The organism is Mesorhizobium sp. M0894 (genome assembly GCF_040319725.1).
Taxonomy (GTDB): Bacteria; Pseudomonadota; Alphaproteobacteria; order Rhizobiales; family Rhizobiaceae; genus Mesorhizobium.
In genome coordinates this window covers 145,886-169,437 of sequence record NZ_JAMYOG010000008.1, presented here as the reverse complement: position 1 = coordinate 169,437, position 23,552 = coordinate 145,886, and the positions used below count along the sequence as shown (strand labels likewise).

Genomic DNA, 23,552 nt, shown 5'->3' with positions numbered 1-23,552 from the left:
TCATCGTTGAGCCCTCGCATCCGCACGTGCGCCGTCGCGCGCCATCGCCAAGGTGCGGCAGACCGCATCCTCGCGAACGGTCAGGACGGCGGCGATGGCGTTTGTGTCGAACTGGCCGCTGGACCAAAGCACGATCGCCGCAAGGGCGACGTCGCCGGTCAGCCATCCCCCGCCCAGCCGCATCAGCGCTTGCCGGAGTTCGACCTCGGAAAAGTCGGGTGTGGAAAGCTTGTGGCGCAGCATCACATCCCCTCCGCGACGACATTGACGTCGCCGCCGCGCGTGAACGGACGCGCCTTGTCGAGGATCTGGTTGATTGTCCCCGACGACAGGCCGAGGCGAGCCTTCACATGGCTCGCGGTCAGGCCCATTTCGAACAGCAGCCTGATACCTTCGGCCTGCATGGCGAGCGGCAGCTTCATCAGCCTGGCCGGGTCGATGCTGCCCGGCTTGCCAAAGCCGGGTGCGGCAGATTTCTTCATAGCGGCCATGCTTCGGGCTCCCAGCAAGGTTTGTGATAGGATTGGATGGAAACCAGGCCGGCGACGCCGAACATGAAATCGGCGCGGCTGCGGATCAGCCGCCCGCCCTTGCCGTCGTCGACAGTGTCGAGGCGCGAGCCGTTGACGACGCCGTGCTGGCGCAGCTCCCGGTCGATGTCGGCGGTGGTGGCGTGCAAGCATTCGAAGACGACGACGAAGGCTCTTGATTTGGGCCCGAAGCCGTTGACCAGTTGCACCCAATAGACGTAGCGCTTGGGATCATCAGCCATCTGCCCGCCCCTCTGTTTCAGTGCTCTTCCCGTGAAACACTTCCTGTGTTTCACGCTCCGGATCGGCACCGTCCGGCGGGTCGTAGAAGGCGCGGAAGGAGAGCTTCAGCCAGTCGCAGACGGCGATAGCCTTGGGCGCCGAGACGCTCTGGCCATTGCAGATGCGCGACAGGTCGGAGGCGCAGACGCCGATCTCGGCGGCGCATGCCCGCCAGCCGCGCCCGTCATCTTCCAGTCTGGCGCGCAACAGCCTGCCCAGCCCGCGATAGTCGTAGGTGGCCAGCCGCGACGCCGCAGGCGCGCATGAGGGAGGACCACTAGCCATGCCTGAATTCCCTTTTCAGGAAGAGCGCCGGCTCCTCGCCGATCCAGTCGCACAGCGCGAAGAACTCGTAGCTGCCAGGGTTGCGCCCGCGGGCGGCGCGCAGCACCGCGTCGAGCCCGACCTCGGCCTCTTTGGCGACCTGGCGCGGCTTCTTGCGGCGATGGACGCGACGCGCCTCGAGGAACATGGCGAACACGTCGAAATCGACATGGCTGGGATCGAAGGCGTCGGTGACGATCGGCGCGAGGTTCATTCCGCCGCCTCGTCGATTTGCCCGGCCTCGCCCGTCTCAGCCTCGAGCAGGTCGAACATGCTGGGCCCCTGCCCGCCGCCGGCGGCGATCTCGGCATAGGTGACGCCGTCGGCGAAGTAATCCGGGTTGAGTTCGACCGCCACCGCCTTGCGGCCCATGCGCAGCGCGCAATAGGGCACCGTCATGATGCCGCCGAACGGGTCGAACACCGTCTCGCCGGCCATCGAATGCTGCTCGATCTCGCGCTCGACGATGTCGAACTGCAGCGGGCAGAGATGCATCTCGCGGCCCTTGCGCTGCTGTAGCATGTTGAGCGTGCGCATGCGCGCCACGTCGGTCCAGATATCGGGGTGCTCGGCATGCGGCGGCACCAGCATGAAGGTGGCCGGCAGCCGGCCTTCCGACGCCAGCACCTCGGTCAGCTCGACATGGATGGCGTGGTCGTAGGGGTTTTCCTCCGACCATTTCTTCCAGCCGCGATAGATCAGCTTGGGATGCAGATGGATCAGCCGGCGCAATTCGTCCGGCAGCAGCGGCCGGTCGCCGGAAGAACGCCAGACGCCATGCGCGTCGACCTGCCAGCGGCCGCGCGAATAGCCCGCACCTGGTGCCGGTCGCAGCTTCTTGTCGTGCGGCACCAGCCGGACATTGTCGCCGATCGGCAGCGCCTTGTCGGGCTGCTCGGTCGGGTCGGCGAAGGACAGGTTCTTGTCCTTGACCACCGGCTGGTCGGCATAGCCGTTGGAGCGGTCCGTCGGCGGTTTGCGGAAGCGCAGCACATATTCGGGCATGCCGTTGCCCATGCGCGTGCCGTCCTTGCATTGCTCCGTCCAGCCCAGCCGATAGGAGCCGTTGTTCTCGCGTACGACATCGGTGCCGATCGTAACCCGCGACAGCAAGGCGAAGCCGTGATTGCGGAAGTGCGCCGCGCAATCGTCGGAGAACGGATTGATGGTCTGGAAGCCGTAGCCATTGATGCCGCCCGGCACGATCCGGTCCTTGACGTGGATGCAGGCGACGCGGCCGGGCTTCAGCACGCGAAAGAGCTGCGGCGTCAAGAAATCCATTTGCGCCCAGAAATGCGCGTCGTCGTCGGTGTGGCCGAAATCGTTGAAAGACGGCGTGTATTCATACTGCGTCGAGAACGGGATCGAGGTGACGATCAGGTCGACGCTGTCGTCGGCCATCGAGCGCGTTTCCTCGACCGTGTCGTTGTGCACGACGAGGTAGTTTTCGCCGCGAACCTCGCGCCGGGTCACGCCCATCGAGCGCTTCAGCGCGCCTTCCAGCGCCTGTTCGGCCAGCCCGTATTGCCGGATGATGGCCGACATCTTCTCGGCTTGGCGCTCGAACTCGCGCCATTTGCGCTCCAGCTCGCGTCTGGTGCCGCGCTCGGCCTCGGTGTGGATCAGGTCGGCCCGGACCCGGCGCGTCTGGCCGAATCGCTGGGTACGAAACAGCGACTGGAAGAAATCGTGGAACTTGAAGCCGATGCCCAGATAGATGTTCCACCAGCAATGCTTCTGGAAATTGCAGCCGGAACCGCTGATCACCGGCTTGGTCGCCAGCTCGGCGAACTCGCCCCGGGCGAAGCCGACGATGCGATCTTCCTTGGGCTTGTCGTCGAGCGTGCCCCACACCGCCTTGACTGTCGGAATGGCCTTCTCGATCGCCACGCGCTCGGTCTCGAGATCATGCCAGATGATGCGGTGCGCTGCCGGATCCTCGGCGCGGATTTCCAGCATCTTTTCGATCCGCGCATCGAGACTGCGCTTCTTCTCGCGGGCAGCGTCGACGACGCCATGCGCGGCGTCGGCGAACATGCGCGCCTGGCCTGATCTGTCCTCGCCGGCCGCACCATGGTCGGACGGGATTTCGTGCCAGCGCACGTCGATCTCGGGCAGCTCATAGCCCTCGTCGGAATAGCCGAGGTCGGACGGCTTCTGCACGAACAGCGCCCAGCTCGCCACCCACAGCCAGAACTCGTCCTCCTTGTGCGGGTGCAGCGTCAGCCGGTCGGCCTTGGTGCTGTCGCGCTTGAAGAACCGCGTCTTGGCCTCGCCGACATCCATGACGCCGAGAAAGGCGGCATACGCGAGCAGCTCGATATACTCGTTCGGATCGGGGATGGCGGTGGCGACGAAGCGATAGCGCACGCCGGCATGCTTGCGACCGTTCTTGCGATCATCGCCGGCAAAGGTCGCCATGAATTCGCGAAAGGTTTTCGTACCGCCGAAGCCGCGCAGGCAGGCCGCCTCGTCGAGCGAGGCCGCTGTGAACAGGCAAGGGTCGAGCTTGCCGTCGCGGATCGGCTCGTAATTGGTCAGGTGGATCAACTTCCTGCCCGGGCCGGGCTTGTTGGCCTCCTCCATCTGGTTCGGCCGGTTGACGAACTTCAGCTCGATGTCGGGGTGCCGTTCCGCCTGCTCCAGGAAGAACTCATGCCTGACGCCGAGCGGCACGACCTGCAGCGCATGGCCGCCGGCATGCATCATCGATTGGCGCAGGATCTCGAGCTGCGTCGAGGTCTTGTGCAGGCCGAAGCGCAGGAACAGCGCGCGCCGGCCGCCGCGGCAGGCCCATGGCACAATCGCCTGCGTCATCGGCTTCAGCAGCGGATTGACGGTTGCCGGGTCGACGTCGAAGCCGAGCGCCGGCGCCAGGCGCACCTTGGCCTTGAGGAATTCGGCATAGTCGGGATGCGCGGTCATGCGGCAGCACCGTCGACCGATGTCGTGGGCGCAAACAGCCACTCGACGGCCTTACCTTGGGATACTGCATATGCAATCTCCCGCCTTGTCGAAGAGCCGATGTATCCGCCTACGTTAATCACGAAAATCGCATCAGCGAGATCGATCTTCCGGAAATGAAGCTGATCCAAGTTCCTCTTCTCGGGCGAGGCTTCGTTACCGTCTGATGTCAGGAATCGAGAGCCGCGCGGTTCATCAGCGTGGCCAAACAGGCCTAACGAAATAACGATGTGGCCGCACATGCTTAGGTGAGCATTTGCCAAGTGGAAAGCTTCAGGGAAGCGGCTACTCCCACAAAGCGTGTAAACTCGTGGCCGATCAGAGAGTGTCATTGCGCGCCCCCATCGCGTGGCTCACAGGGCGCATGCTTGCCGCCGCCGAAGATGTAGTCGCGCCAAGGCGTCCAGCACCATTTGCCGTCATGGTAGCGGAGGAAGCCCCACTTTCTGGACTGCCGGCCGACCCAAACGATGGTGACGATCTTGCGTCCATCGAAACATGGCAAAGGTGGATGACCGCGCAATCGACCTGGCCAGTCGTGCCACCAATTTCCAGAAAATCGGCCAAGCACCCTATGTAGATAATTCGCCCGGCGATGGTGGATACGAAAAGCGCGCACTAGTCTGCGCTTTGTCACCCAGCCCATTTTTAGGGCGACCATCGGCAACGCATCATGGCTGCGATCACTGTCGAGAATGCGTAGTGTGAATTCCTCGACATAGCTTGTTAGCGGGAAGGTCCAGAAATCCCACGGATGATCGTGCGGATCGGGGTCGGCGTCGCCGCGATGGAAGATGTGCAACCGTAGGCGGCCAACCCAGACGCGCGTCATGTAGGGCGTCTGGTACTCGCCATCGGTGCCGTAGATAGTTTGGATGCCAAGCGCCTTCATGCCGCAACCTGCCGCTTCGCGATCAGGTGACGCCGGCAGTACCGCGTATGCAGCGGTTCCGCCGCCCGCTCGGCGCCGCAGACCGGCATATCCGGCCCGTCAGGATCGTAGGGCGCGCCGGCATAGTGAAGGCACCGGTCGGTCATCACCGCTTGCAGGAAGGTGATCGGCAACGTTGCCGGCAGGTTGGCGACCGCCGCTGGCGCGGGTGCGATTTCGACCGGCGACGCTTTCGCTACGATGACCGGCCGGTATTTCCGCTTTGGCGGCGTCTCGGTCTTGGGCGTTGCCCTGCCGATCGCCTGGTTCTTCGGCTGGCCGAGCAACTGGCCGAGCTTGCCGTTGCCGCGCTTCAGCTTGCCGATCACAGCATTGCGGCTGCGCTCACCCGGCAGACAAGCGGCAATCTGCGCGGCTGAAAGGCCTTGGCCGGCCAGATCGCGCAGCGCCTGCAGGTCGTCGGCGGACCAGTCGCTCATACCGGATACCCCTTCAGGGGCAACACCAGCCATTCGACCCAGAACTGGCCAACATCGGTCGGGCCGACGATGCCGCTGTCATCAAGCGACGGATCGTGGATGATGCGATCGTCGCGGGCGATCACCACGTGATTGGTGCCGTTGCGGCTTTGGCCGGAGAATAGGTAGGGCAGCCCGTCGCTCAGCGTCGCGGCGACGGCAAGTGCGCCGTCGACATCGCCGCCATTGAGCGCGATGCGGATCGTGTGGACCCCTCTATCCCGCAGGAAGGCGTCCATCGAGCCGCACTGCTCTTCATTGCTCAGCACTTCGTGCCGATGCGGCACCTGGTCATGATCGAGGTCGAGCAGGCAGGCGACGACGGTGCGGTAGCAGTCGCCATAGACACCATTGGCCGGATCGTGCCGGAACAGCTGCTTGACGAACCTCATGCCGCACCGCTGACCAGGCTGAGGCCGCCGGCGCCGCGGGCTGCGGCCGCCGCCTTGCGCAGTTCGGCAAGTGCGACTTCCAGTTTCGCCGCACCCCGGTCGATGCCGGCAAGCTCGGCTGGCGTCAGCCTGCCGTCGGCGAAAGCCATGGCGGCCGACGCGATCAGTTCACCGAACTGCACGACGACATCAGCATGCGCCGCCATCATCGTGGCGTTGGCGGCACCTGGCGCGTCGGCATCGGCAAGGCGCCGGCCGTTCAGTTCGGCCATGACACTGGTGACCATCGGCGTGCCGCACTCGGCTTCGAGCAAAAGCACCGCCGACAGCGGCATCAGCTCGGGATCGCCGGCATTGTTGAAGCGGCCCATCTGGCTCTTCGACAGCGAGGCGATGGAAGCGGAGCGCTCGATCGTGCCGCAGCGTTCGATCAGGTCGCGCTGGGCTGCCTTGAGGCGGTAAAACCACTGACTGGAAATTTCGGCCATGTCGGCCCTCTTTCTCATTCAAACAAAATGCGGGCACAGTTTTCCCGGCGCGGGAAATGCGGTCTGCATTTCCCATGGCGGGACGAGGTGGAAAGCGGTTCAACTCGCGGGCATGAAAACCCGCATTCACAGCCTCACGGCGGTTCCCTCGGCAAACGCAGCGTCCGCCGCGCCTCGTCACGTAACAGGCGCGCCAGAAGGTCGGCAGGATGCTCGCGGGCAAAGGCGGCTAGCAGCTTCAACAGCCGCAGCGTCTTTGGCGGCAACCGGTGCACCGGCTCAGCCGGTGGCGGTAAGAAGGTCAACGAAGGCGAGCAGCGGAGCGCGGTCATTCGGCCGCCTCGCTAGAAAGAGGGTGGCCGGTCCCGGCTTGGGGGAATTTTTCGGGACCGGCCGCGACGCCGCCGGGGCGAGCAGCATCGGAAAGCGACGCCTGGAGTTGGCGCAACAGGATCAGCGCCGGCCCCTTGGTCGGCGGCCTCGTCTCCCAGGTGGAGACGGTCGAGCGGTCGACGCCGCAATGGTCGGCGAGCTGCTGCTGCGTCCAGCCGAGCTCGCCTCGCAGGGCGACCACGTCGACAACCGTCTCTAGTTCGAACGAATGATCCATCATGACCGATAGTGTGAGAAAGTCACATCAATCTGTCAAGTAGAAACTCACACCAGAAATGTGAAAAAGTCACGCCATGACGGATGTAACCCGAGTAGACGAGCAGGCGGCACGGCTGCGCCAGGCGCGCGAGATGCGCGGCTTCGACAATGCAAAGGCCGCCGCGAAGCGTTTCGGCTTTAACTACAACACCTACATCCAGCACGAAAGCGGCCGGACCGGCATCACCCGCGCGGTCAAGGACTATGCCCGCGCCTACAGGGTCAGGGAAGCCTGGCTCATCACCGGCGAAGGCTCACCGCAGGATATAGACGGCAGCGACGAGCTGCGCGAGGTTTTCATGCGCTTGGCGGCGGCGCCACGGGAGGTCCAGGCCGCCGTGCTGACCTATGCCAGATTCGCGCTGGGCGAGCCGAGCGGCACCGAAAAATCCCGCGAAACCGCGACCACGCCAACATCGTGATCGATAAGCACGCGCCAGTGCCCGCCATGGATTTCTTTCATCGCCTCTGCGATTGATCGCGTGTCCCTGGCAATGCGCTCGGAGATCGTCGCTGCTCTTGATTGAGGCGATGTCGCGATCGCTCGCAATTTGTCCATTGCCTGATCGCCCGCAGCTTCGCGCGATTCGTACTGGATCACTTGTCTCTTCTCCCAAACCGAACGGCAGTGAAGTTAGGAACAATTTCCTCTAGGCTGTCAAATCAGTTTTTTCACGCCGTCCAGTGTCCCATTTCGGTACGCATACAACCATTGCTGAATGATCACCAGATTGTTTCAACCTGTAACGATGCCCTGTGAATAGCGGGGAAAGTAGTACCAGTTTTCTACAAAATCTGGAACCATTTCGAACACTTGACCTTTCGGCGATAAGTCGGGGTCATGTCCCGACCGTCACGCCCCAGCTTCCATGTCCGCCTGCCGCCCGAACTCAAAGCACGGCTCGAGGCGGTTCGCGGCGGCAAGAGCCTCAACCGGGAGGTGGTCGACAGGCTGGAGCGGTCGTTCGGAGAGGATCTGGCCTCGCAGTTCGGAGAGGTCATCGCCGCCTACCTTGCGCCGCTCGACGATGAGGAGCGCGCCAAGGCCGTCGATCTGGCGAGCGAACTGGCGGCAGTGCTAACGGCCAAGCCGCGCAAACGGGCTCCGTAAAACCCGCATGATTCTCACTCCCGCATTTTGAAGTGTGAGTTTATCACATTTACGCTTGACACTGTGATGTGAGTAATTCACACTTTGCACCATCGTCAAACCGATGGAGCGTTTCAGTGTCATCGCAATCCAAGATCCTCGTCGGTCACAAAACCGCGACAGCCCTTTTGGGCGCCGTCAATGACGAGGATGGTCTTTGCCGCAAGGGAAGGACGCCCGATGACAACCGCATGGTCGCCCTTGCTGGCAACGCACGCCATCAGGCGAAGGACCATTTGCGGGTCGGTCTCGTGCACACCGGCCCGAATGAGCGCCAGCCCTTCGCTCCACGATTCGTAGTCCAGCCAAACGTAGACCTGTTCCATGCCAGACCGGCCGAGAACGGAAGGATCGTCTGCTCGCCCCTGTCCGGCCCAAGCCGCCACCAGCGTCGCCGCCAGTATCAATCGTCGCATCCTGTCCCCCCGCGCAATCTCGGCGTCATCGAAGGTGAGCGCCTGCAGCGCGCACGAGGCTATCACGAGGATTACTCGCTGGCCAAGAACCTCGCCTCGCTAGCGGCGGTCACAGCGATCCTGTTCTGCGCCGCCGTGATCTTCGGTGCCGTCTGATGAACGTCGGCGAGCATCCTGAGGGTATGTCGGCCGAAAGCCGCGATCTGATCGAGACGCTCGAATGCCTCGGCTACGACACCATGCCCGGCGTTCAACGCGACTGGGCCGACTGGCGCGACCGCCTGTCCGACGACCAACTCCGGACGATCATCACCGGCATCGAGGGCCGGCTCGAAGACCAGGCTGCGCTTGCCCGGCAAGCAGAACTTCTTTCCGCAATGGCACGCACCCAGGAGGCCAACTGTTATGCTTAACCAAGCTGACTTTCGCTCGACGCAGACGCGGCCGATCTTTCCCGAGGATGCCGACGATGCGCATCCGCGCTGCCGCGAAATGGCCGAGGCGATGCGCGATCTGTTTTCGGTCGGCGGCGGCATCCGGTCCAAGGATCTGATCGGCGCCGGCTTCACTTGGGCCGAGATCGTCGAGTTCAAGGATGCCGCGGCGAAACTCGCTACAGACGCCAGCGTGCGCCATTTGACCAGCCGGCCCGACCTGATGGCGGACATCATCGAGAAGGCGCGCGCGCCGCTGCCGAACCGGCCGCCGCTGCCGCGCGACACCAAGGAGACACAGGCGCTGCTAGTGGCCTGGGGCCGCTATTGCACGGCACGCGCCGCCCTTGTGCTCGACCCGTGGCCCGGCCAGCGAGAGCGCTGCCTCAAGGTGCTCTCCGCCTATCTGGACCGGCTGCCGATCTTTCCGGCCAGCCGCGAGACGGTGATCAAGGCGGTCGAACAGGCGCTGCCGCAGGTGTCCCAGTGAAGCAATCGGCCAACCGCATTCCTTCAATTGTCCCGGCCTTCCGGCCTGACGGGTCGGCGTTCAACCTGGTCAGCCCGACCGCCGCCGACATCAACTTCGCCGACATGGCCAATGCGCTCTCGAAGATCGCGCGTTTCAATGGCATCTACCGCTGTGCGGCCTATTCGGTGGCGCAGCATTCGGTGATGGGCGCGGACGCCATCTTCCGCGAGACCGGCGACAGCGTGCTGGCCGGCTATTTCGTCATTCATGACGGCCACGAATATCCGTTCGGCGATGTGACGCGGCCGGCCGTCGACCTGATCCAGTACCAGGTGGCGAAACTCGCCGCGGAGGCCAAGCTCGATCGCCCGGCCTTCATAGAAAAGCTCGTCCATCGCGCGATCGGCGAGGTGAAGCGCTGCATCGATCTCGCCATCTATGAAGCCGCCAGGCTGCCCGACATCAATCGCATGCCGCTCTATGTCCGCCAGGTCAAGGACATGGACGATCGCATGCTGGTCGCCGAAGCCCATGCCCTGTTCGGGCCCAAGGCCGACCAGAAGTGCCTGCCCAAGGTGGCGTCGGCGCCAAGGCTGACCGGAGCGATCGAACCATGGGGCGCGATGAAGGCCGAGATCGCCTTCCTCGACCGGCTTGATCGCTATCTCGGCATTGTGGTGAGGGCGGCATGACCAGCGGCCGCTCCGACCTGATCGATTTGACGCTGGCGCTGCACGCCACAACCAGCAAGGCCGTGCGCGTCTCCGAAACTGGGGACGACGCCAAGGCCGTCTGGGTGCCGGTTTCCGAAATCGAGATGGTCAAGAAGGCGGGCGGCCTCGTCGTCGTCACCATGCCGGAATGGCTGGCGCTGTCGAAGGGCTTAATCTGATGAGCGAGGCCGGGATCCGCCATTGGCTCGACACCGTCGAGCGCTTGCGCGCCAATGAGCCGCTGCGCCTGCTGATCGGGGAAAAACTCTATAGTTCGAGCGAGATCATGCTCGCCGCGCCGTTCGCCGCCAGCCTGCGCAAGGATCTGATCGCCGACATCGAGGCACAGATCGCCGCGCTGACGCCACCTGACCCGAACGCGCCAGCCGGCCATGCGCTCATCACCCTACCCGACGAAAGGACCGCCTGACATGGGCATTCTCGATTTGTTTCGCAGCAAGCGTCATCCATTTCTTGACCCTCGACATATCGATCTGACGCGCCGCCTCGGTCGCATGCCGGGCAAGCGCTACTTCCACCGCAGCCGCTGGTTGCCGCATCAGGGCTTGCGGGAATGTGCCCGACGGCTCCGCCAAGCCGGGAGCCGCTGACATGGCCGGCAGCGTCAACAAGGTCATCCTCATCGGCCATCTCGGCGCCGACCCGGAAATCCGCCGGCTGAACAGCGGCGACAGCGTGGTCAATTTCCGCATCGCGACGTCGGAAAGCTGGCGCGACAAGACTAGCGGTGACCGCAAGGAAAAGACCGAGTGGCATACCATCGTCTGCTTCAATGAGAACATCTGCAAGGTCGCCGAGCAATATCTGAAGAAGGGCATGAAGGTCTATGTCGAGGGCCAGCTCTCGACCCGCAAATGGGAAGACCAGTCCGGCCAGCCTCGCTACAGCACTGAAGTCGTGCTGCAGAAGTTCCGCGGCGAACTGCAGATGCTCGACAAGGCCGACCATCCGGCCCGCAGCCCTGACGATTACGGCACGCAGCGCGGCGGCTCAAGCCGCCAGGAGCGCGGGCCGGACCAGCAGCAATCGCCCGGCCTGCGCGAAGCGCTCGACGACGAAATCCCCTTCTAGCCCGCTACTGCGGGCCGGCGATCGTTCGCCGCCCCGTCCGGAGGCCAGCCTGCCGGCACCTTCGGTTCGGTCACACTCGACGGCAGGCACACGGCCCGTGAGGACACCATGAAGAAAATCCGCGATGCACAGACTATCATCGGCATGCTGGAAGGCGGCGAAGTCGCCGCCGCCATGTCGACCGAGATCACCGAGACGCTGGCCAAGCTTAAGGAGCTCTCCGGCGATCGGCCGAAGACCAAGATCAAGGGCAACGTCACCCTCAAGCTCAATCTCGAGGTCGAGGCCGGCACGGCGACGATCTCGTGCGAGATCGATTCGAAGCGGCCGAAGCCGGCGCGCGGCTCGTCCTTCTACTGGGTGCTGGATGACGGCTCGCTGTCGACCGAGCATCCGCAGCAGACCGACATGTTCGGTGGCCCGCGCGCGGCATCCGAACGCCAGCAGTCTTGACCCCCAAACCCTCAAACCTGAAGGAAACTACCAATGGCCGACAAGACCTCTAACGTTGCAGGCGAAGCGCTGCTTTCGCCCTCGCCCTTCACCGTCGACCTCAACGTCGCGGCATGGCTCGGCGCCAAGGCGGAAGGTGTCGAAATCGCGACGCTGACCAACACCGCCAAGGCTCCCGGCCTGCCCGGTGCTGTCCCGGTCCTTCTCAAGCGCGGCACGGCACCCGGCGTCGAAGGTCTCGAACGCCTGCTCGAACCTTACCGCCAGCACCCTGCACGCAAGGTCGGCCAGGCGGTGGCGCAGACCTTCGAGGCCTTCTGCAACCTGACGCTGCGCCATCTGACCGATCACAGCGCCATCTTCGCCAATATGGACTGGAAGAAGCCGACGCTGACAGCCGTCATCGACTATCACGAGCTTGCCGAAGGCCATGCCAATTTCGGCAAGCACCGCGTGCACTATGCCTTCCCGCTGTCGGAAGAATGGCAGAAATGGGTTGCCGGCGACGGCGTGAAGATGGACCAGGGCGACTTCGCCTGGTTCCTCGAGGATCGCGTCGCCGAATTGTCGTCGCCTACCGAGGAGGAGAAGCTTCAATACGAGCGCGACTTCGCCACCACGATCGCGACGCCGGCGCAGCTGGTCGAGCTGTCGCGCGGCCTGCAGGTCAACGTCGAGAGCAAGGTCAAGGCCTCGACCACGCTGCAGAGTGGCGAAGGCCAGATCGCCTGGGAAGAGACGCATAGCGGCGCCGATGGCAAGGCGCTGAAGGTGCCGGGCATCTTCATGCTCAACATCGCGCCGTTCTTCATGGGCGACAAGGTGCGCATTCCGGTGCGGCTGCGCTACCGGCCGGCGGGCGGCAAGGTCACCTGGTTCTATCAGATCTACAGGCCCGACCAGTTCATCACCGAGCACGTCCGCGACGTGCTCGCCGCAGCGCGCGACCAGACGGGCCTGCCGACCTATGAAGGCACGCCGGAGATGTCGGCGTGAAGACGCCCAACACCATCATCTCGGCGCGGGAGGCTTTCCTTCCCGCGCTCGGGCTGGTCAACAAGGCCGTCGAGCGACGCACAACCATTCCGGTGCTGGCCAACGTCCTGCTCACCGTCGACGCCGCGGCGGGCAAACTGACCATCACCGGCAGCGACCTGGATTGCGAGCTGCGCGCCACACTCGCCTGCCAGGCCGGCCGGGACGAGGCCTTCACGCTGCCGTCGGCGATCCTGCATGATGCCGTTCGCAAGATGCCGGAGGGCGCCGAGATCGCGCTGCTGGCCGAGAAGGATTTCGCCACGCTGACCGCCGGCCGGTCGCGCTTCAAGATCCAGGTGCTGCCGTCGACAGATTTCCCGACGATGAGCGAGGGCACGTTCAGCCACAGTTTCGACCTCGACGCCGGCCTGTTCGAGCGGATGCTCGACAGCGTCTCCTTCGCCATATCGAGCGAGGAGACGCGCTACTACCTCAACGGCATCTACTGGCACGCCGGCGAGACGCTGAACGCAGTCGCCACCGATGGCCACCGCCTGGCCAAGTTCGCCGCGCCCCTGCCAGAGGGTGCTGCGGGCATGCCGGCCATCATCATCCCGCGCCGCGCGGTCGGGCTGATCCGCCAGTTGATCGGCGAGAAGGGCGCAGTCAAGGTCAGCATGTCGGACACCAAGATCCGCGTCGAGACCGGCCAAGGCACGCTGCTGTCGAAGCTGATCGACGGCAGCTTCCCCGACTATGTCAGGGTCATCCCGGCCGGCAATGCCAACCATTTCACCGTCGAACGCGAAGCACTGGCCAGCGCCGTCGACCGGGTCGGCACCGTGTCGAGCGGGCGCGGCAGCGCGGTGAAGTTCGCCTTCGAGGCCGGCGGTAACCTGACGCTGACCACCAACAATCCAGACGCCGGCAGCGCCAATGACGAAGTCACGATCGAGCACGGCGAGGGCGACAGCGTCGAGATCGGCTTCAACGGCCGCTACTGCCTCGACCTGCTCAACGCCGCCGAAGGCAAGCGGCTGGTGTTCAGCCTCGGCGATCCCGGCTCGCCGACGCTGATCCAGCCGGAAACCGCCGACGAGACCGGCCTCAAGCCGCTCTTCGTCCTGATGCCAATGAGGGTTTGATGATGGACGCCACGCTCTCCAGAAAGAATCTCCATCTCAAACTCGCCTACACGAATTGGCGCGGCGAGACATCAATCCGGACGATAACCCCGGACAAGGTCTACTATGGAACCACCGAATGGCATCCCGAACCGCAATGGCTGTTAACCGTCTATGACCACGACAAACTTGCTGTTCGCGATTTTGCGCTGAAGGGCTTTGGCCTCTCTCCGGATCGGGAACGCGAGCTCCTCGACGCCAACAATCGCTACCAGCAGGAGGCGCGCGACGCCCGCGCCGCGCTGAAGGGCGACTTTCAGGATCGGGTCCGGCCGTTCATGGTCGATTGCTTCGGCGAAGCGATTGCTGCGGACGGGATCGAGCGCAACCACCGCTTCCTCGAGGAATCGCTCGAACTGGTCCAGTCGCTCGGCTGCACCGCCAACGAGGCGCACCAGCTCGTCGACTATGTCTTCGGACGTCCGATAGGCGATCCGCACCAGGAGGCCGGCGGCGTCATGGTCACGTTCGCGGCCCTGTGCAATGCGCACGGGATCAGCGGCGCTGTAGCCGCCGAGAACGAACTGACCCGTTGCTGGGGCAAGATCGACAAAATCCGCACCAAGCAGGCGGCGAAGCCGAAACACGGGCCATTGCCGGAGCATCAAACTCTTGCACCGCCTACGCCCGTAGCTCCCACTGGAGAAGTGCTTAAAGCGCTCAAAGCCAAGGCCGAGACGCAGAGAGCTTACTTTAATGAAAAACAGCACCAATTTCCGTCGGTAGAAGATTTTACTGACGCCGATGGCAACCTGACATTGCCAGACGACATTTCCCCGCTTTTGCAGCATGCAGAAGCAAACGGTCGATATAGTGAGGCAGATTGGTGGCTTTACACGATCAGCGCCGCCCTCGCTGGCGCCGATGGCGAGACGCTGGAGGCGATCGATGGCTGACCATTCCTCGATCGAGTGGACGGACGCGACCTGGAACCCGATCACCGGCTGCTCGATCGTCTCGCCCGGCTGCACCAACTGCTACGCTATGAAGCTCGCCGGCACGCGGCTGAAGCACATCGACAGCCGCAAGGGCCTGACGCGCGACACCAAGGCCGGCCCTGTCTGGACCGGCGAAGTGCGGCTCAACCGGCAATGGCTTCATCAGCCGCTCGATTGGAAGAAGCCGCGCCGGATCTTCGTCTGCGCCCATGGCGACCTGTTCGCCGAAAACGTCCCGGACGGATGGATCCTCGACGTGTTCACCGTCATGGCCGCCGCCGACCATCACACCTACCAGGTGCTGACCAAGCGCGCCGACCGCATGCGCGAGTTCCTGTCGCGCCGTGACCTGCTCGAGGACATCTACGTCAACTGGTTCACTTTCACCGGCAAGCCGGCCGAGGTCTATTCCTGGCCGCTGCACAACGTCTGGTGCGGCGTCTCGGCCGAGGATCAGAAGCGCGCCGACGAGCGCGTGCCCGAACTGCTGGCGACTCCAGCCGCGATCCGCTTCGTCTCGGCCGAGCCGCTGCTTGGACCAATCAGGTTCGACCGGATTGGGGAGTTCACCGACACCTTCGAAGACTGCGGCGGTCATCCCGACCCGCACTGGCCGGCGAATGCCCAGGATGCGACTTGGTTGAATGCGCCTGCCGGAAAGATGCAGGCGGAAGCGCGTGATCCCTCCGGAAATCGCCTGGGCGACATCGACGTCGGGCTTCCGCATGATGGCGGAAAGCTCGACTGGATCATCGTTGGCGGCGAGAGCGGCCCGGGCGCGCGGCCGATGCATCCTGCCTGGGCGCGATCGATCCGCGACCAGTGTGCCGCTTCAGGGACGGCGTTCTTTTTCAAACAATGGGGCGAGTGGGCACCGCAAATCGGCGCTGTCGACGGGTGGACGCTCGACGACAATCCGGAAATCAGCCGGTTCGAACACCGTGAATGGGAAGACGGTCGCTGGAGTGAGCCCTTCTGGCCCATGTGGTGCGATTGGCAGGATGGCAACTACGACGAAGAACAATGCGTCTCGCGGATCGGCAAGAAACGTGCCGGCCGGCTGCTCGACGGCGTCGAACACAACGCCATGCCGGGGGTCAGCGCATGACCATCAAGCATCAAGGCATTTGCGGCGTCGTGACGGCACCTGACGGGCACGTGGTCGCCACCCACTCGGATTTTGAACGCCAGGGCTACGGCGGCTTCAGTCTTAAGGAGGCGCAGACCATCCGTGTCCGGGAAGGTCTCAAGCGAGCGTTCCTGCGCGTGTTTCTGTTCCAAGGTCTCACCAGTAAGACGAGCGGCTATTTCTGCGATCAGTTCTGGGAGAACGCCATGGAGCATGGCTACCGCATGGAAACCTTCCCAATCGGTTACGAGGTGGCGGCATGAAAGCGCTGACAATCTGGCAGCCATGGGCGACGCTGATCATCGCCGGCGTCAAACCCTACGAGTTTCGCGGCTGGCCGGCGCCGAAGGCGCTGCGCGGCACAAGGATCGCCATTCATGCCGGCGCGCGGCCGGTCAGGAAAGCCGAGTTGGCGGACCTGATAATCCGCCTGCGCTCCACAGAATCGTGGTCAACCGCGCTGAAGCCGGAGGCGCTGGCCATGCTCGAGCGCTGGCATTCCAACCCGTTCGCGCTGCCGTTGGCCTCGGTCATCGGCACGGCAATGCTGGGCGAGCCGAAGCTCGCCCACGATATCGTCGCCGAATTCGGCGCGAAGCTGAATGACAGCGATCGCGACGAGCATACCAACTGGGCTTGGCCGCTGTCCGACATCGTGCCGCTGGAGCCGATCCAGCCGGCGAAGGGTTTGCAGGGCTTCTGGGATTGGAGGGCATAGGTGCACGCCCTGCCCTACATCTATCGCTGGGATCGCCACGGCCGCAAAGGCCAGCCCTGCGCCGCGACGGCACGCAGCAAGCCAGGCGCGGCCTCATTCGCGCTGCCGGGCTTCGGACTGCCCAAGCCGGCCCGCTTCAACTCGATCCGCGTCGAGTTCGCCAACGGCTACAAGATGGTCACCAGCGGCAACGCCATCCGAAAGGCAAAGCCATGAAGCGGGACGAGCGATTCGTACCGCGCTTCATGACCGACCAGGAGCTGCGCGCCTGGTTCGGCCTGTCCGAGCGCGCGCTCGACCGGCTGCGCGCCACGCGCCATTTTCCACGCCGCGACGAGCTTGTGAACAAGACCGATCGCCGTTCCGTCGAAGTTTTCTTTGACCGGCGCGCCGGTTTGGACTCTCCTTCCCGTACCGGCGGCATTCCCGCCGCCGTGGACGGAGAGGAAAATTTTAATGACTGAACAGCGAAAGGACCGGCCGGGCTACAAATACCGGCCAAGGGCGAACGGCAGCCGCGCCCATTATTGGGTGCCGCAGCGGGCCTGCAAGAAGGCGCCGAAGGCGCTCGACCCGCGGCCGATCACCGATGAAGCGATCGCCCAAGCCCTGCTTGAGCATCCGGACGTCACAACCGACGACCAGGCCATCTCGAAAATCTGCCGGACCTGGACCGATGAATTGCTTGCCGATCTGGAGGGCCACGGCAAGAGCCCGGAATATGACGGTTCTGTCGCCTCGGCGGTGATGGTCTACAAGACACATCCGCAATCACCCTATCAGGCGTTGAAGCACCCGACGCGCATCCGCGACTATGACCCGTCGCTGAGGCTGATCGTCGACACCGTCGGCAAGCGCCTGGTGCGCAACCTGGTCGGCTCGGATTTTCGCCGCTGGTTCGAGCAATGGGGATCGAAGGGCCGCACGCGCCGTGCGCATGGCGCCATCCGCAAGCTGCGATCGGTCCTGTCCTTCGGCACGACGGAACGCCTGGCTGGCTGCGCCCAGGCGCGCGAGATCCTGTCTTTGATGGAATTCGCCACGCCGGACCCGCGCCGCATCAAGATGGAATACAGGCACGCGCTCGCCATCTGCGCCACGGCGATCAGGCTGAAGCGGCCGTCGATCGCGCTGACGCAGGCGCTGCAGTGGGACACGGCGCTGCGCCGCATCCACATCATCGGCGAATGGCTTCCCCTGGAAGTGGGCGATGTCGGCGGCATTGTGCGCGGCAATACCAAATGGCGTGGCCTGACGGTGGCCGACATCTCCGCCGACTATGTCCTGACGGTGCCCATCACCGCCAAGAACAAGGCGGCGACCGAGCACGATCTCAGCAAATGCCCTTTGGTGCAGATGGTGCTGAAGCGCATCAAGCTGCCCGCCTTCGGGCCGTTGATCGTCTCGGAAGCGACCGGCCTGCCCTACCGGGAGAATTATTATGCCACCGACTGGCGCGAGGTGGCGACCGCGGCGAAGGTGCCGGCAAGCGTCTGGTCGATGGACACCCGCGCCGGCGCGATTTCGGAAGCCGAGATCGCCACCGATCTCGAATCGGCCCGCAAGATGGCCGGCCACACCACCACCAAGACAACGCAAGGCTACGTCCGCAACGGCGACCTCGACAACAACCGCAAGGTGGCCGAGGCCCGAGCCAAACTAAGACAGTGACACGCCAGTGACACGCGTGACACGGCGCATCCTTTAGAAAGCGATTTCATCAATGATTTCAAGTAGATGACTGGAGCGGGTAGCGGGAATCGAACCCGCATATTCAGCTTGGAAGGCTGCTGCTCTACCACTGAGCTATACCCGCGCCTTTCAGTCAAGCATCGGATACGCTCCGACGCTCGCTCTGCGTTTCAGGGCTTCCGGGCCGGCAGTGGTGGAGAGGGTTGGATTTGAACCAACGTAGGCATAGCCAACGGATTTACAGTCCGTCCCCTTTAACCACTCGGGCACCTCTCCAGTCTGCCGCCGGAGCCATGCAACGAGGCATCGACGCGTCGCGGCCGCCAAAGCAGCCCTTCCGCGAAGCGCCTTATGGCGGCAGCGCCCAAAACTGTCAACCACAACAGCCCGGCAAAAAGCGCTGAATTTCGCACCTCGCCTGACAAGCACCTTGTGCAGCTGTATCCATCGCCGGACGACATGGCTATAGAGGCCGCCATGAGCAACGATAACAAATCGAAGACCCCGAAAGATACCCACTACGCCAAGCTGCGCCGCGCGCATCGCGACGAGAAGAGCGGCGGCGCGCCGGCGTTCAGGCCACGCCAGCCGGTGCCGCCCGGCGAGAACGCGGCGGACGGGCTGGTGCGGCTTTACGGGCTGCACACGGTGCGGGCCGCACTCGACAATCCGCGCCGCAAGATCAAGAAAATGCTGGTGACGCGCAACGCTGCCGAGCGGCTGGCAATCGCCGATCTCGGCGCTTTGCCCTTCAAGGCGGAGTTGGTCGAACCCAGGGACATCGACAAGGTCACCGGCTCGGATGCCGTGCACCAGGGCGTGCTGATCGAGGCCGAGCCGCTGAAACCGAAACGCCTCGATGCGCTCGGCGACACCAGGTTGGTGCTGGTGCTCGACCAGATCACCGATCCGCACAATGTCGGCGCGATCCTGCGCTCGGCGGTGGCCTTCGGTGCCGGCGCACTGATCACCACGGCGCGCCACAGCCCGCAGGAATCCGGCGTGCTGGCGAAGTCGGCCTCCGGCGCGCTCGAGCATATCGACCAGATCGAGGTAAAGAACCTCGCCGATGCGCTCGGCCAGCTGCACGATGCCGGATTCCAGACCATCGGTCTCGATTCGGATGGACCGGCGGAGCTTGAAAAGAGTTTTTCCGGCGACAGAATAGCGCTGGTGCTCGGCGCCGAAGGCAAGGGCCTGCGCCAGAAGACGCGCGAGACGGTGACGACGCTGGCCCGGCTCGACATGCCCGGCGCCATCCGCTCGCTCAACGTGTCGAATGCGGCGGCGGTGGCGCTTTATGCGGCGAGGAAGTTTCTAGGTTAGGGAATAGGGGAATAAGGGAGTAGGGGAAAGCATATTCACGGTATTCGCTAACTGCACGTCTCTACTCCCTTATTCTCTCCTATTCCCTACTTCCCTACTTCACATCCCGCCATCCGCTCCAGCGCTCGAACAAGCGCCGAGTGATCCTCCTTGGCCCCGCCATTAGCGGCGCAGGAATTGAACAATTGCTGCGTCGTTGAGGTGTTGGGCAGCGCCACGCCGAGGGCTTTCGCGCCTTCCAGCGCGAGATTGAGATCCTTCTGGTGGAGTTCGATGCGGAAGCCGGGTGCGAAGCTGCGCTTGATCATGCGCTCGCCGTGCACTTCGAGAATGCGCGAGGCGGCCAGCCCGCCCATCAGCGCTTGCCTGACCTTGGCCGGGTCGGCGCCGGCTTTTGAAGCAAAGACAAGCGCTTCGGCGACGGCCTCGATGGTCAGCGCGACGACGATCTGATTGGCGACCTTGGTGGTCTGGCCGACGCCGTTGGGCCCGACCAAAGTGATGTTCTTGCCCATCCTCTCGAAGATGGGCCTGGCGCGTTCGAAGGCTGTTTCCTCGCCGCCGACCATGATGGTCAGCGATGCCGCTTTGGCGCCGACCTCGCCGCCCGACACCGGCGCATCGAGATAGTCGCAGCCGAGATCGTTGACCTTTCTTGCAAAGGCCTTGGTCTCGATCGGCGAGATCGAGCTCATGTCGATGACCAGCTTGCCTCTTTTCAGGCCGGATGCGACGCCGTTTTGGCCGAACAGCACGTCGGCGACCTGCGGTGTGTCGGGAACCATGGTGATGACAATGTCGGCGGCACGGGCGACGGCGTCATGGCCGGTGATGGTCTTTAATCCCCTGGTGACCAGATCCGCCGGCGGTTTCGAGCGGTGGTCGCTGGCGACGAGGTGATAGCCAGCATTGAGCAGATGCCCCGCCATCGGCGCGCCCATAATGCCGAGTCCGATGAAGCCGATGGTTTCCATGTCTTTCTCCGTTTCTTGTTAAGGCGGCGTTCCTGCGCGCCCCCCTCTGGCCTGCCGGCCATCTCCCCCACGAGTGGGGAGATCGGCAGTTCGCGCTCCGGCCCTTAAACTTTCCCGACCTCGAAAATTGGCGAAAGCGGCGGTGACATCCAATCTCCCTCCTTGTGGGGGAGATGGCCGGCAGGCCAGAGGGGGGCGCGCAGGAACGCGACGTGCGATACGTAGCGTCTATGCCGCCGCACTCCCCTGCCCGGCCCCGTCCCGAAACCACCCGAGCCCGGCTTCCGTTCCGCCCTTCGGCTTGTACTCCGCCCCGACCCAGCCGGGGTACCCGATCCTGTCGATGTGCTTGTATAAAAAAGGAAAATTGATCTCGCCCGTCCCCGGCTCATGACGGCCGGGATTGTCCGCAAGCTGGATATGGGCGATGCGGTTGAGGTTTGCCTCTATGGTACGGGCGAGATCCCCCTCCATGATCTGCATGTGATAGATGTCGTATTGCAGGAACAGGTTCTTTGAGCCGACGCGGTCGATCAGCGCCAGGGCCTGGTCCGAGTAATTCAGGAAGAAGCCCGGAATATCATGGGTGTTGATCGGTTCGATCAGCAACCTGATGCCGGCCTGCTCCAGCTTTTCCGCCGCGAAAGCCAGGGTCTCGGCGAAGACGTCTTCCAGCAAGCTCCGTTCGATGCCTCGCGGCGCAATGCCGGCCAGGCAGTTGACCTGGTCGCAGCCCAGCGCATGGGCATAGGTGATCGCTTGGGCAACACCTTGCCGGAACTCCGGCACGCGGTCCGGCAGGATCGCGATGCCGCGCTCGCCCTTGGCCCAGTCACCGGCAGGCAGGTTGAACAGGACCTGCGTCAGCCCGTTCTGCTTCAACCTTGCCGCAACGACATCCGGCGCATGGTCATAGGGGCCGATGTACTCGACACCCCTAAAGCCCGCTCGGGCGGCGGCATCGAAGCGGTCGAGGAAGTCGTGCTCGCCAAAGAGCATCGAAAGGTTGGCTGAAAACCGTGGCATGGCAGTAGTTCCTCATAAGACAGCTTAGTCGAGCATGACGATCGCCGTCGGCGCGTCTTCGTGATGCTCGGCAAGCTCCTCGAACTCGGTGATCTTGTCGATTTCGGTACCCATCGAGACGTTGGTGACGCGCTCGAGGATGAATTCGAGCACGACCGGAACCTGGTGCTCGTTCATCAGACGCTGCGCCTCCTCGAAGGCACCGGCGAATTCCTCCGGCTTGCGCACCCGGACCGCCTTGCAGCCCATCGCCTCGGCGACAGCGATGTGGTCGACACCGTAGCCAGCCTCGGGATCGCCCTGTCGATTGACGTTCTCGAAGGCGAGGCTGACCTCGAAGTCCATCGAAAAGCCGCGCTGCGCCTGGCGGATCAGGCCGAGATAGGCATTGTTCACCACGACATGGATGTAGGGCAATCTGTGCTGCGCGCCGGCTGCCAACTCCTCGATCATGAACTGGAAATCATAATCGCCGGAAAGTGCGACAATGGCACGGTCCGGATCGGCGGCGCGAACGCCGAGTGCTGCCGGCAATGTCCAGCCGAGCGGCCCGGCCTGGCCGCAATTGATCCAGTTGCGTGGCTTGTAGACATGCAGGAATTGCGCCCCGGCGATCTGCGACAGGCCGATCGTGGTGACGTAGGTGGTGTCGCGGCCGAACGCCTTGTTCATCTCCTCGTAGACGCGCTGCGGCTTCAGCGGCACCTGGTCGAAATGCGTCTTGCGCTTCATCGTCTTCTTGCGCTGCCGGCATTCGCCGGCCCAGCCCGACCAGTCGCGCAATTTCCCGGCCGTCCTCCATTCGGTGGCGACGTCGAGCAGCATTTTAAGCGCCGCACCGGCGTCCGAGACAACGCCAAGGTCCGGCGCGAAGACGCGGCCGATCTGCGTCGGTTCGATATCGACGTGGATGAATTTCTTGCCCTTGGTGTAGACGTCGACCGAACCGGTGTGGCGGTTGGCCCAGCGGTTGCCGATGCCGAATACGAAATCGGCTTCGAGCATCGTCGCATTGCCGTAGCGGTGCGAGGTCTGCAGCCCGCACATGCCAGCCATCAGGCGGTGGTCGTCGGGGATCGCGCCCCAGCCCATCAGCGTCGGAATAACAGGCACGCCGGTGACTTCGGCGAACTCGATCAGCAGATCGGACGCATCGGCGTTGATGATGCCGCCGCCGGCGACGATCAGCGGCTTGTCGGCCGCATTGAGCATTTTCAGGGCCTTCTCCGCCTGAGCGCGCGACATTGCCGGCTTGAACGGCACCAGCGGCTCATAGGCATCGATGTCGAACTCGATCTCGGCCAGTTGCACATCGACCGGCAGATCAACGAGAACCGGCCCCGGCCGCGACGAGCGCATCAGGTGGAACGCCTTTTGCAGCGCCATCGGCACCAGATAAGGCTCCATGACAGTGACCGCCCATTTGGTGACCGGCGCGGCGATGGCGGCGATGTCGACGGCCTGGAAATCCTCCTTGTTGAGGCGCGCCCGCGGCGCCTGCCCGGTGATGCAGAGGATGGGAATAGAATCGGCGGCGGCCGAATACAGGCCGGTGACCATGTCGGTGCCGGCCGGACCCGAAGTGCCGATGCACAGACCGATATTGCCCGATCTGGCGCGGGTAAACCCTTCGGCCATATGCGAAGCCGCCTCGACGTGCCGCGCAAGGATGTGGCGGATGCTGCCCCTCGCCTTCAGCGCCGAATAGAGCGGATTGATCGCAGCACCCGGCACGCCGAAGGCACAGGAGATCCCTTCCTTTTCGAGAACGAGAACCGCTGCGTCGACTGCGCGCATCCTGGCCATGTCAGCCTCC

The 23,552-nt window shown here is 63.7% G+C and carries 36 protein-coding genes and 2 tRNA genes; 21 read left to right on the top strand and 17 right to left on the bottom strand.

The window, feature by feature from the left end; all coding sequences use genetic code 11:
* The 12 genes from NKH91_RS17760 to NKH91_RS17705 all read right to left on the bottom strand — a co-directional run bounded on the left by NKH91_RS17760 (position 1) and on the right by NKH91_RS17705 (position 7,003).
* Positions 1-243: a hypothetical protein gene (locus NKH91_RS17760; RefSeq protein WP_352884306.1), complete on the bottom strand. Its 243-nt coding sequence runs from the start codon at positions 241-243 to the stop codon at positions 1-3.
* Positions 243-491 (bottom strand): hypothetical protein, encoded by a 249-nt coding sequence (locus NKH91_RS17755; RefSeq protein WP_352884303.1) that lies wholly within the window; start codon positions 489-491, stop codon positions 243-245. The genes NKH91_RS17760 and NKH91_RS17755 overlap by 1 nt, the downstream gene beginning before the upstream one ends.
* The gene (locus NKH91_RS17750; protein ID WP_352884300.1) at positions 479-772 is read right to left on the bottom strand and encodes a hypothetical protein; all 294 of its coding nucleotides are present in this window, start codon (positions 770-772) and stop codon (positions 479-481) included. Before NKH91_RS17750 ends, NKH91_RS17755 begins: the two co-directional genes overlap by 13 nt.
* Positions 765-1,097 (bottom strand): hypothetical protein, encoded by a 333-nt coding sequence (locus NKH91_RS17745; RefSeq protein WP_352884297.1) that lies wholly within the window; start codon positions 1,095-1,097, stop codon positions 765-767. Before NKH91_RS17745 ends, NKH91_RS17750 begins: the two co-directional genes overlap by 8 nt.
* The gene (locus NKH91_RS17740; protein ID WP_352884294.1) at positions 1,090-1,350 is read right to left on the bottom strand and encodes a hypothetical protein; all 261 of its coding nucleotides are present in this window, start codon (positions 1,348-1,350) and stop codon (positions 1,090-1,092) included. Before NKH91_RS17740 ends, NKH91_RS17745 begins: the two co-directional genes overlap by 8 nt.
* On the bottom strand, positions 1,347-4,061 hold the full coding sequence (locus NKH91_RS17735; RefSeq protein ID WP_352884291.1) for a DNA methyltransferase: 2,715 nt from the start codon (positions 4,059-4,061) through the stop codon (positions 1,347-1,349). The genes NKH91_RS17740 and NKH91_RS17735 overlap by 4 nt, the downstream gene beginning before the upstream one ends.
* Before the next feature lie 367 nt (positions 4,062-4,428).
* Positions 4,429-4,992, bottom strand: a complete 564-nt coding sequence (locus NKH91_RS17730; RefSeq protein WP_352884288.1) for a hypothetical protein — start codon at positions 4,990-4,992, stop codon at positions 4,429-4,431.
* Positions 4,989-5,471 (bottom strand): GcrA family cell cycle regulator, encoded by a 483-nt coding sequence (locus tag NKH91_RS17725; protein WP_352884286.1) that lies wholly within the window; start codon positions 5,469-5,471, stop codon positions 4,989-4,991. Before NKH91_RS17725 ends, NKH91_RS17730 begins: the two co-directional genes overlap by 4 nt.
* Positions 5,468-5,902 carry a hypothetical protein gene (locus NKH91_RS17720; protein ID WP_352884284.1) on the bottom strand — a complete coding sequence of 145 codons (435 nt, stop codon included), beginning with the start codon at positions 5,900-5,902 and terminating at the stop codon, positions 5,468-5,470. Before NKH91_RS17720 ends, NKH91_RS17725 begins: the two co-directional genes overlap by 4 nt.
* Positions 5,899-6,390, bottom strand: coding sequence for a hypothetical protein (locus tag NKH91_RS17715; protein WP_352884282.1), 492 nt, complete (start codon positions 6,388-6,390; stop codon positions 5,899-5,901). Before NKH91_RS17715 ends, NKH91_RS17720 begins: the two co-directional genes overlap by 4 nt.
* A gap of 134 nt (positions 6,391-6,524) precedes the next feature.
* Entirely contained in the window at positions 6,525-6,722 is a 198-nt protein-coding gene (locus NKH91_RS17710; RefSeq protein ID WP_352884280.1) for a hypothetical protein, read from the bottom strand.
* Complete coding sequence (locus tag NKH91_RS17705) at positions 6,719-7,003, bottom strand: helix-turn-helix domain-containing protein (RefSeq protein WP_352704975.1); 285 nt, start codon at positions 7,001-7,003, stop codon at positions 6,719-6,721. Before NKH91_RS17705 ends, NKH91_RS17710 begins: the two co-directional genes overlap by 4 nt.
* Positions 7,004-7,076: 73 nt before the next feature.
* Between NKH91_RS17705 and NKH91_RS17700 the strand changes: the two genes are divergently transcribed.
* From NKH91_RS17700 to NKH91_RS17605, 20 genes are all read left to right on the top strand, one after another.
* Complete coding sequence (locus tag NKH91_RS17700) at positions 7,077-7,463, top strand: helix-turn-helix domain-containing protein (protein ID WP_352884277.1); 387 nt, start codon at positions 7,077-7,079, stop codon at positions 7,461-7,463.
* Positions 7,464-7,882: 419 nt separating this feature from the next.
* Positions 7,883-8,152, top strand: coding sequence for a hypothetical protein (locus NKH91_RS17695; protein WP_352884275.1), 270 nt, complete (start codon positions 7,883-7,885; stop codon positions 8,150-8,152).
* 116 nt (positions 8,153-8,268) lie between these two features.
* Positions 8,269-8,763 carry a hypothetical protein gene (locus NKH91_RS17690; protein ID WP_352884273.1) on the top strand — a complete coding sequence of 165 codons (495 nt, stop codon included), beginning with the start codon at positions 8,269-8,271 and terminating at the stop codon, positions 8,761-8,763.
* Positions 8,763-9,020 carry a hypothetical protein gene (locus NKH91_RS17685; protein WP_352884270.1) on the top strand — a complete coding sequence of 86 codons (258 nt, stop codon included), beginning with the start codon at positions 8,763-8,765 and terminating at the stop codon, positions 9,018-9,020. Before NKH91_RS17690 ends, NKH91_RS17685 begins: the two co-directional genes overlap by 1 nt.
* Entirely contained in the window at positions 9,013-9,531 is a 519-nt protein-coding gene (locus tag NKH91_RS17680; protein ID WP_352884267.1) for a hypothetical protein, read from the top strand. Before NKH91_RS17685 ends, NKH91_RS17680 begins: the two co-directional genes overlap by 8 nt.
* Positions 9,528-10,205 carry a hypothetical protein gene (locus tag NKH91_RS17675; RefSeq protein WP_352884264.1) on the top strand — a complete coding sequence of 226 codons (678 nt, stop codon included), beginning with the start codon at positions 9,528-9,530 and terminating at the stop codon, positions 10,203-10,205. The genes NKH91_RS17680 and NKH91_RS17675 overlap by 4 nt, the downstream gene beginning before the upstream one ends.
* Entirely contained in the window at positions 10,202-10,405 is a 204-nt protein-coding gene (locus tag NKH91_RS17670) for a hypothetical protein (RefSeq protein ID WP_352828846.1), read from the top strand. Before NKH91_RS17675 ends, NKH91_RS17670 begins: the two co-directional genes overlap by 4 nt.
* Positions 10,405-10,656 (top strand): hypothetical protein, encoded by a 252-nt coding sequence (locus NKH91_RS17665; RefSeq protein WP_352884261.1) that lies wholly within the window; start codon positions 10,405-10,407, stop codon positions 10,654-10,656. Before NKH91_RS17670 ends, NKH91_RS17665 begins: the two co-directional genes overlap by 1 nt.
* 1 nt (position 10,657) lies before the next feature.
* Positions 10,658-10,837, top strand: a complete 180-nt coding sequence (locus tag NKH91_RS17660; RefSeq protein ID WP_352884259.1) for a hypothetical protein — start codon at positions 10,658-10,660, stop codon at positions 10,835-10,837.
* Between the two features lies 1 nt (position 10,838).
* Entirely contained in the window at positions 10,839-11,318 is a 480-nt protein-coding gene (ssb, locus tag NKH91_RS17655) for a single-stranded DNA-binding protein (protein WP_352884256.1), read from the top strand.
* A gap of 108 nt (positions 11,319-11,426) precedes the next feature.
* On the top strand, positions 11,427-11,771 hold the full coding sequence (locus tag NKH91_RS17650) for a YfdP family phage-associated protein (RefSeq protein WP_352704999.1): 345 nt from the start codon (positions 11,427-11,429) through the stop codon (positions 11,769-11,771).
* A 33-nt stretch (positions 11,772-11,804) separates the two neighbouring features.
* Positions 11,805-12,767 (top strand): DUF2303 family protein, encoded by a 963-nt coding sequence (locus NKH91_RS17645; RefSeq protein WP_352884254.1) that lies wholly within the window; start codon positions 11,805-11,807, stop codon positions 12,765-12,767.
* Positions 12,764-13,894, top strand: a complete 1,131-nt coding sequence (gene dnaN / locus NKH91_RS17640; RefSeq protein WP_352884252.1) for a DNA polymerase III subunit beta — start codon at positions 12,764-12,766, stop codon at positions 13,892-13,894. The genes NKH91_RS17645 and dnaN overlap by 4 nt, the downstream gene beginning before the upstream one ends.
* Complete coding sequence (locus NKH91_RS17635; protein ID WP_352884250.1) at positions 13,894-14,829, top strand: hypothetical protein; 936 nt, start codon at positions 13,894-13,896, stop codon at positions 14,827-14,829. Before dnaN ends, NKH91_RS17635 begins: the two co-directional genes overlap by 1 nt.
* Entirely contained in the window at positions 14,822-15,979 is a 1,158-nt protein-coding gene (locus tag NKH91_RS17630) for a DUF5131 family protein (protein ID WP_352884248.1), read from the top strand. The genes NKH91_RS17635 and NKH91_RS17630 overlap by 8 nt, the downstream gene beginning before the upstream one ends.
* Complete coding sequence (locus NKH91_RS17625; RefSeq protein ID WP_352884245.1) at positions 15,976-16,263, top strand: hypothetical protein; 288 nt, start codon at positions 15,976-15,978, stop codon at positions 16,261-16,263. Before NKH91_RS17630 ends, NKH91_RS17625 begins: the two co-directional genes overlap by 4 nt.
* Positions 16,260-16,718 carry an ASCH domain-containing protein gene (locus NKH91_RS17620; RefSeq protein WP_352884242.1) on the top strand — a complete coding sequence of 153 codons (459 nt, stop codon included), beginning with the start codon at positions 16,260-16,262 and terminating at the stop codon, positions 16,716-16,718. Before NKH91_RS17625 ends, NKH91_RS17620 begins: the two co-directional genes overlap by 4 nt.
* Positions 16,719-16,934 carry a hypothetical protein gene (locus NKH91_RS17615; protein ID WP_352884239.1) on the top strand — a complete coding sequence of 72 codons (216 nt, stop codon included), beginning with the start codon at positions 16,719-16,721 and terminating at the stop codon, positions 16,932-16,934. It abuts the gene before it with no gap.
* Complete coding sequence (locus tag NKH91_RS17610) at positions 16,931-17,182, top strand: hypothetical protein (RefSeq protein WP_352847402.1); 252 nt, start codon at positions 16,931-16,933, stop codon at positions 17,180-17,182. The genes NKH91_RS17615 and NKH91_RS17610 overlap by 4 nt, the downstream gene beginning before the upstream one ends.
* Entirely contained in the window at positions 17,175-18,389 is a 1,215-nt protein-coding gene (locus tag NKH91_RS17605; RefSeq protein WP_352884237.1) for a hypothetical protein, read from the top strand. Before NKH91_RS17610 ends, NKH91_RS17605 begins: the two co-directional genes overlap by 8 nt.
* A 71-nt stretch (positions 18,390-18,460) precedes the next feature.
* On the opposite strand, the gene NKH91_RS17600 is transcribed toward NKH91_RS17605, so the two are convergent.
* Both NKH91_RS17600 and NKH91_RS17595 read right to left on the bottom strand, forming a co-directional pair.
* Positions 18,461-18,534, bottom strand: a tRNA-Gly gene (locus NKH91_RS17600).
* A gap of 67 nt (positions 18,535-18,601) precedes the next feature.
* Positions 18,602-18,686: transfer RNA gene (locus NKH91_RS17595), tRNA-Tyr, on the bottom strand.
* A 201-nt stretch (positions 18,687-18,887) separates the two neighbouring features.
* On the opposite strand from NKH91_RS17595, the gene NKH91_RS17590 reads away from it, so the two are divergent.
* Positions 18,888-19,736, top strand: a complete 849-nt coding sequence (locus tag NKH91_RS17590; RefSeq protein WP_023717511.1) for a TrmH family RNA methyltransferase — start codon at positions 18,888-18,890, stop codon at positions 19,734-19,736.
* A gap of 86 nt (positions 19,737-19,822) precedes the next feature.
* Here NKH91_RS17590 and NKH91_RS17585 read toward each other — a convergent pair whose 3' ends face one another.
* The 3 genes from NKH91_RS17585 to gcl all read right to left on the bottom strand — a co-directional run bounded on the left by NKH91_RS17585 (position 19,823) and on the right by gcl (position 23,542).
* Positions 19,823-20,710, bottom strand: coding sequence for a 2-hydroxy-3-oxopropionate reductase (locus tag NKH91_RS17585; RefSeq protein ID WP_352844908.1), 888 nt, complete (start codon positions 20,708-20,710; stop codon positions 19,823-19,825).
* A 228-nt stretch (positions 20,711-20,938) separates the two neighbouring features.
* Entirely contained in the window at positions 20,939-21,736 is a 798-nt protein-coding gene (hyi, locus tag NKH91_RS17580; RefSeq protein WP_352844909.1) for a hydroxypyruvate isomerase, read from the bottom strand.
* A 24-nt stretch (positions 21,737-21,760) separates the two neighbouring features.
* Entirely contained in the window at positions 21,761-23,542 is a 1,782-nt protein-coding gene (gcl, locus tag NKH91_RS17575; protein ID WP_352817987.1) for a glyoxylate carboligase, read from the bottom strand.
* Between the last annotated feature and the right edge of the window lie 10 nt (positions 23,543-23,552).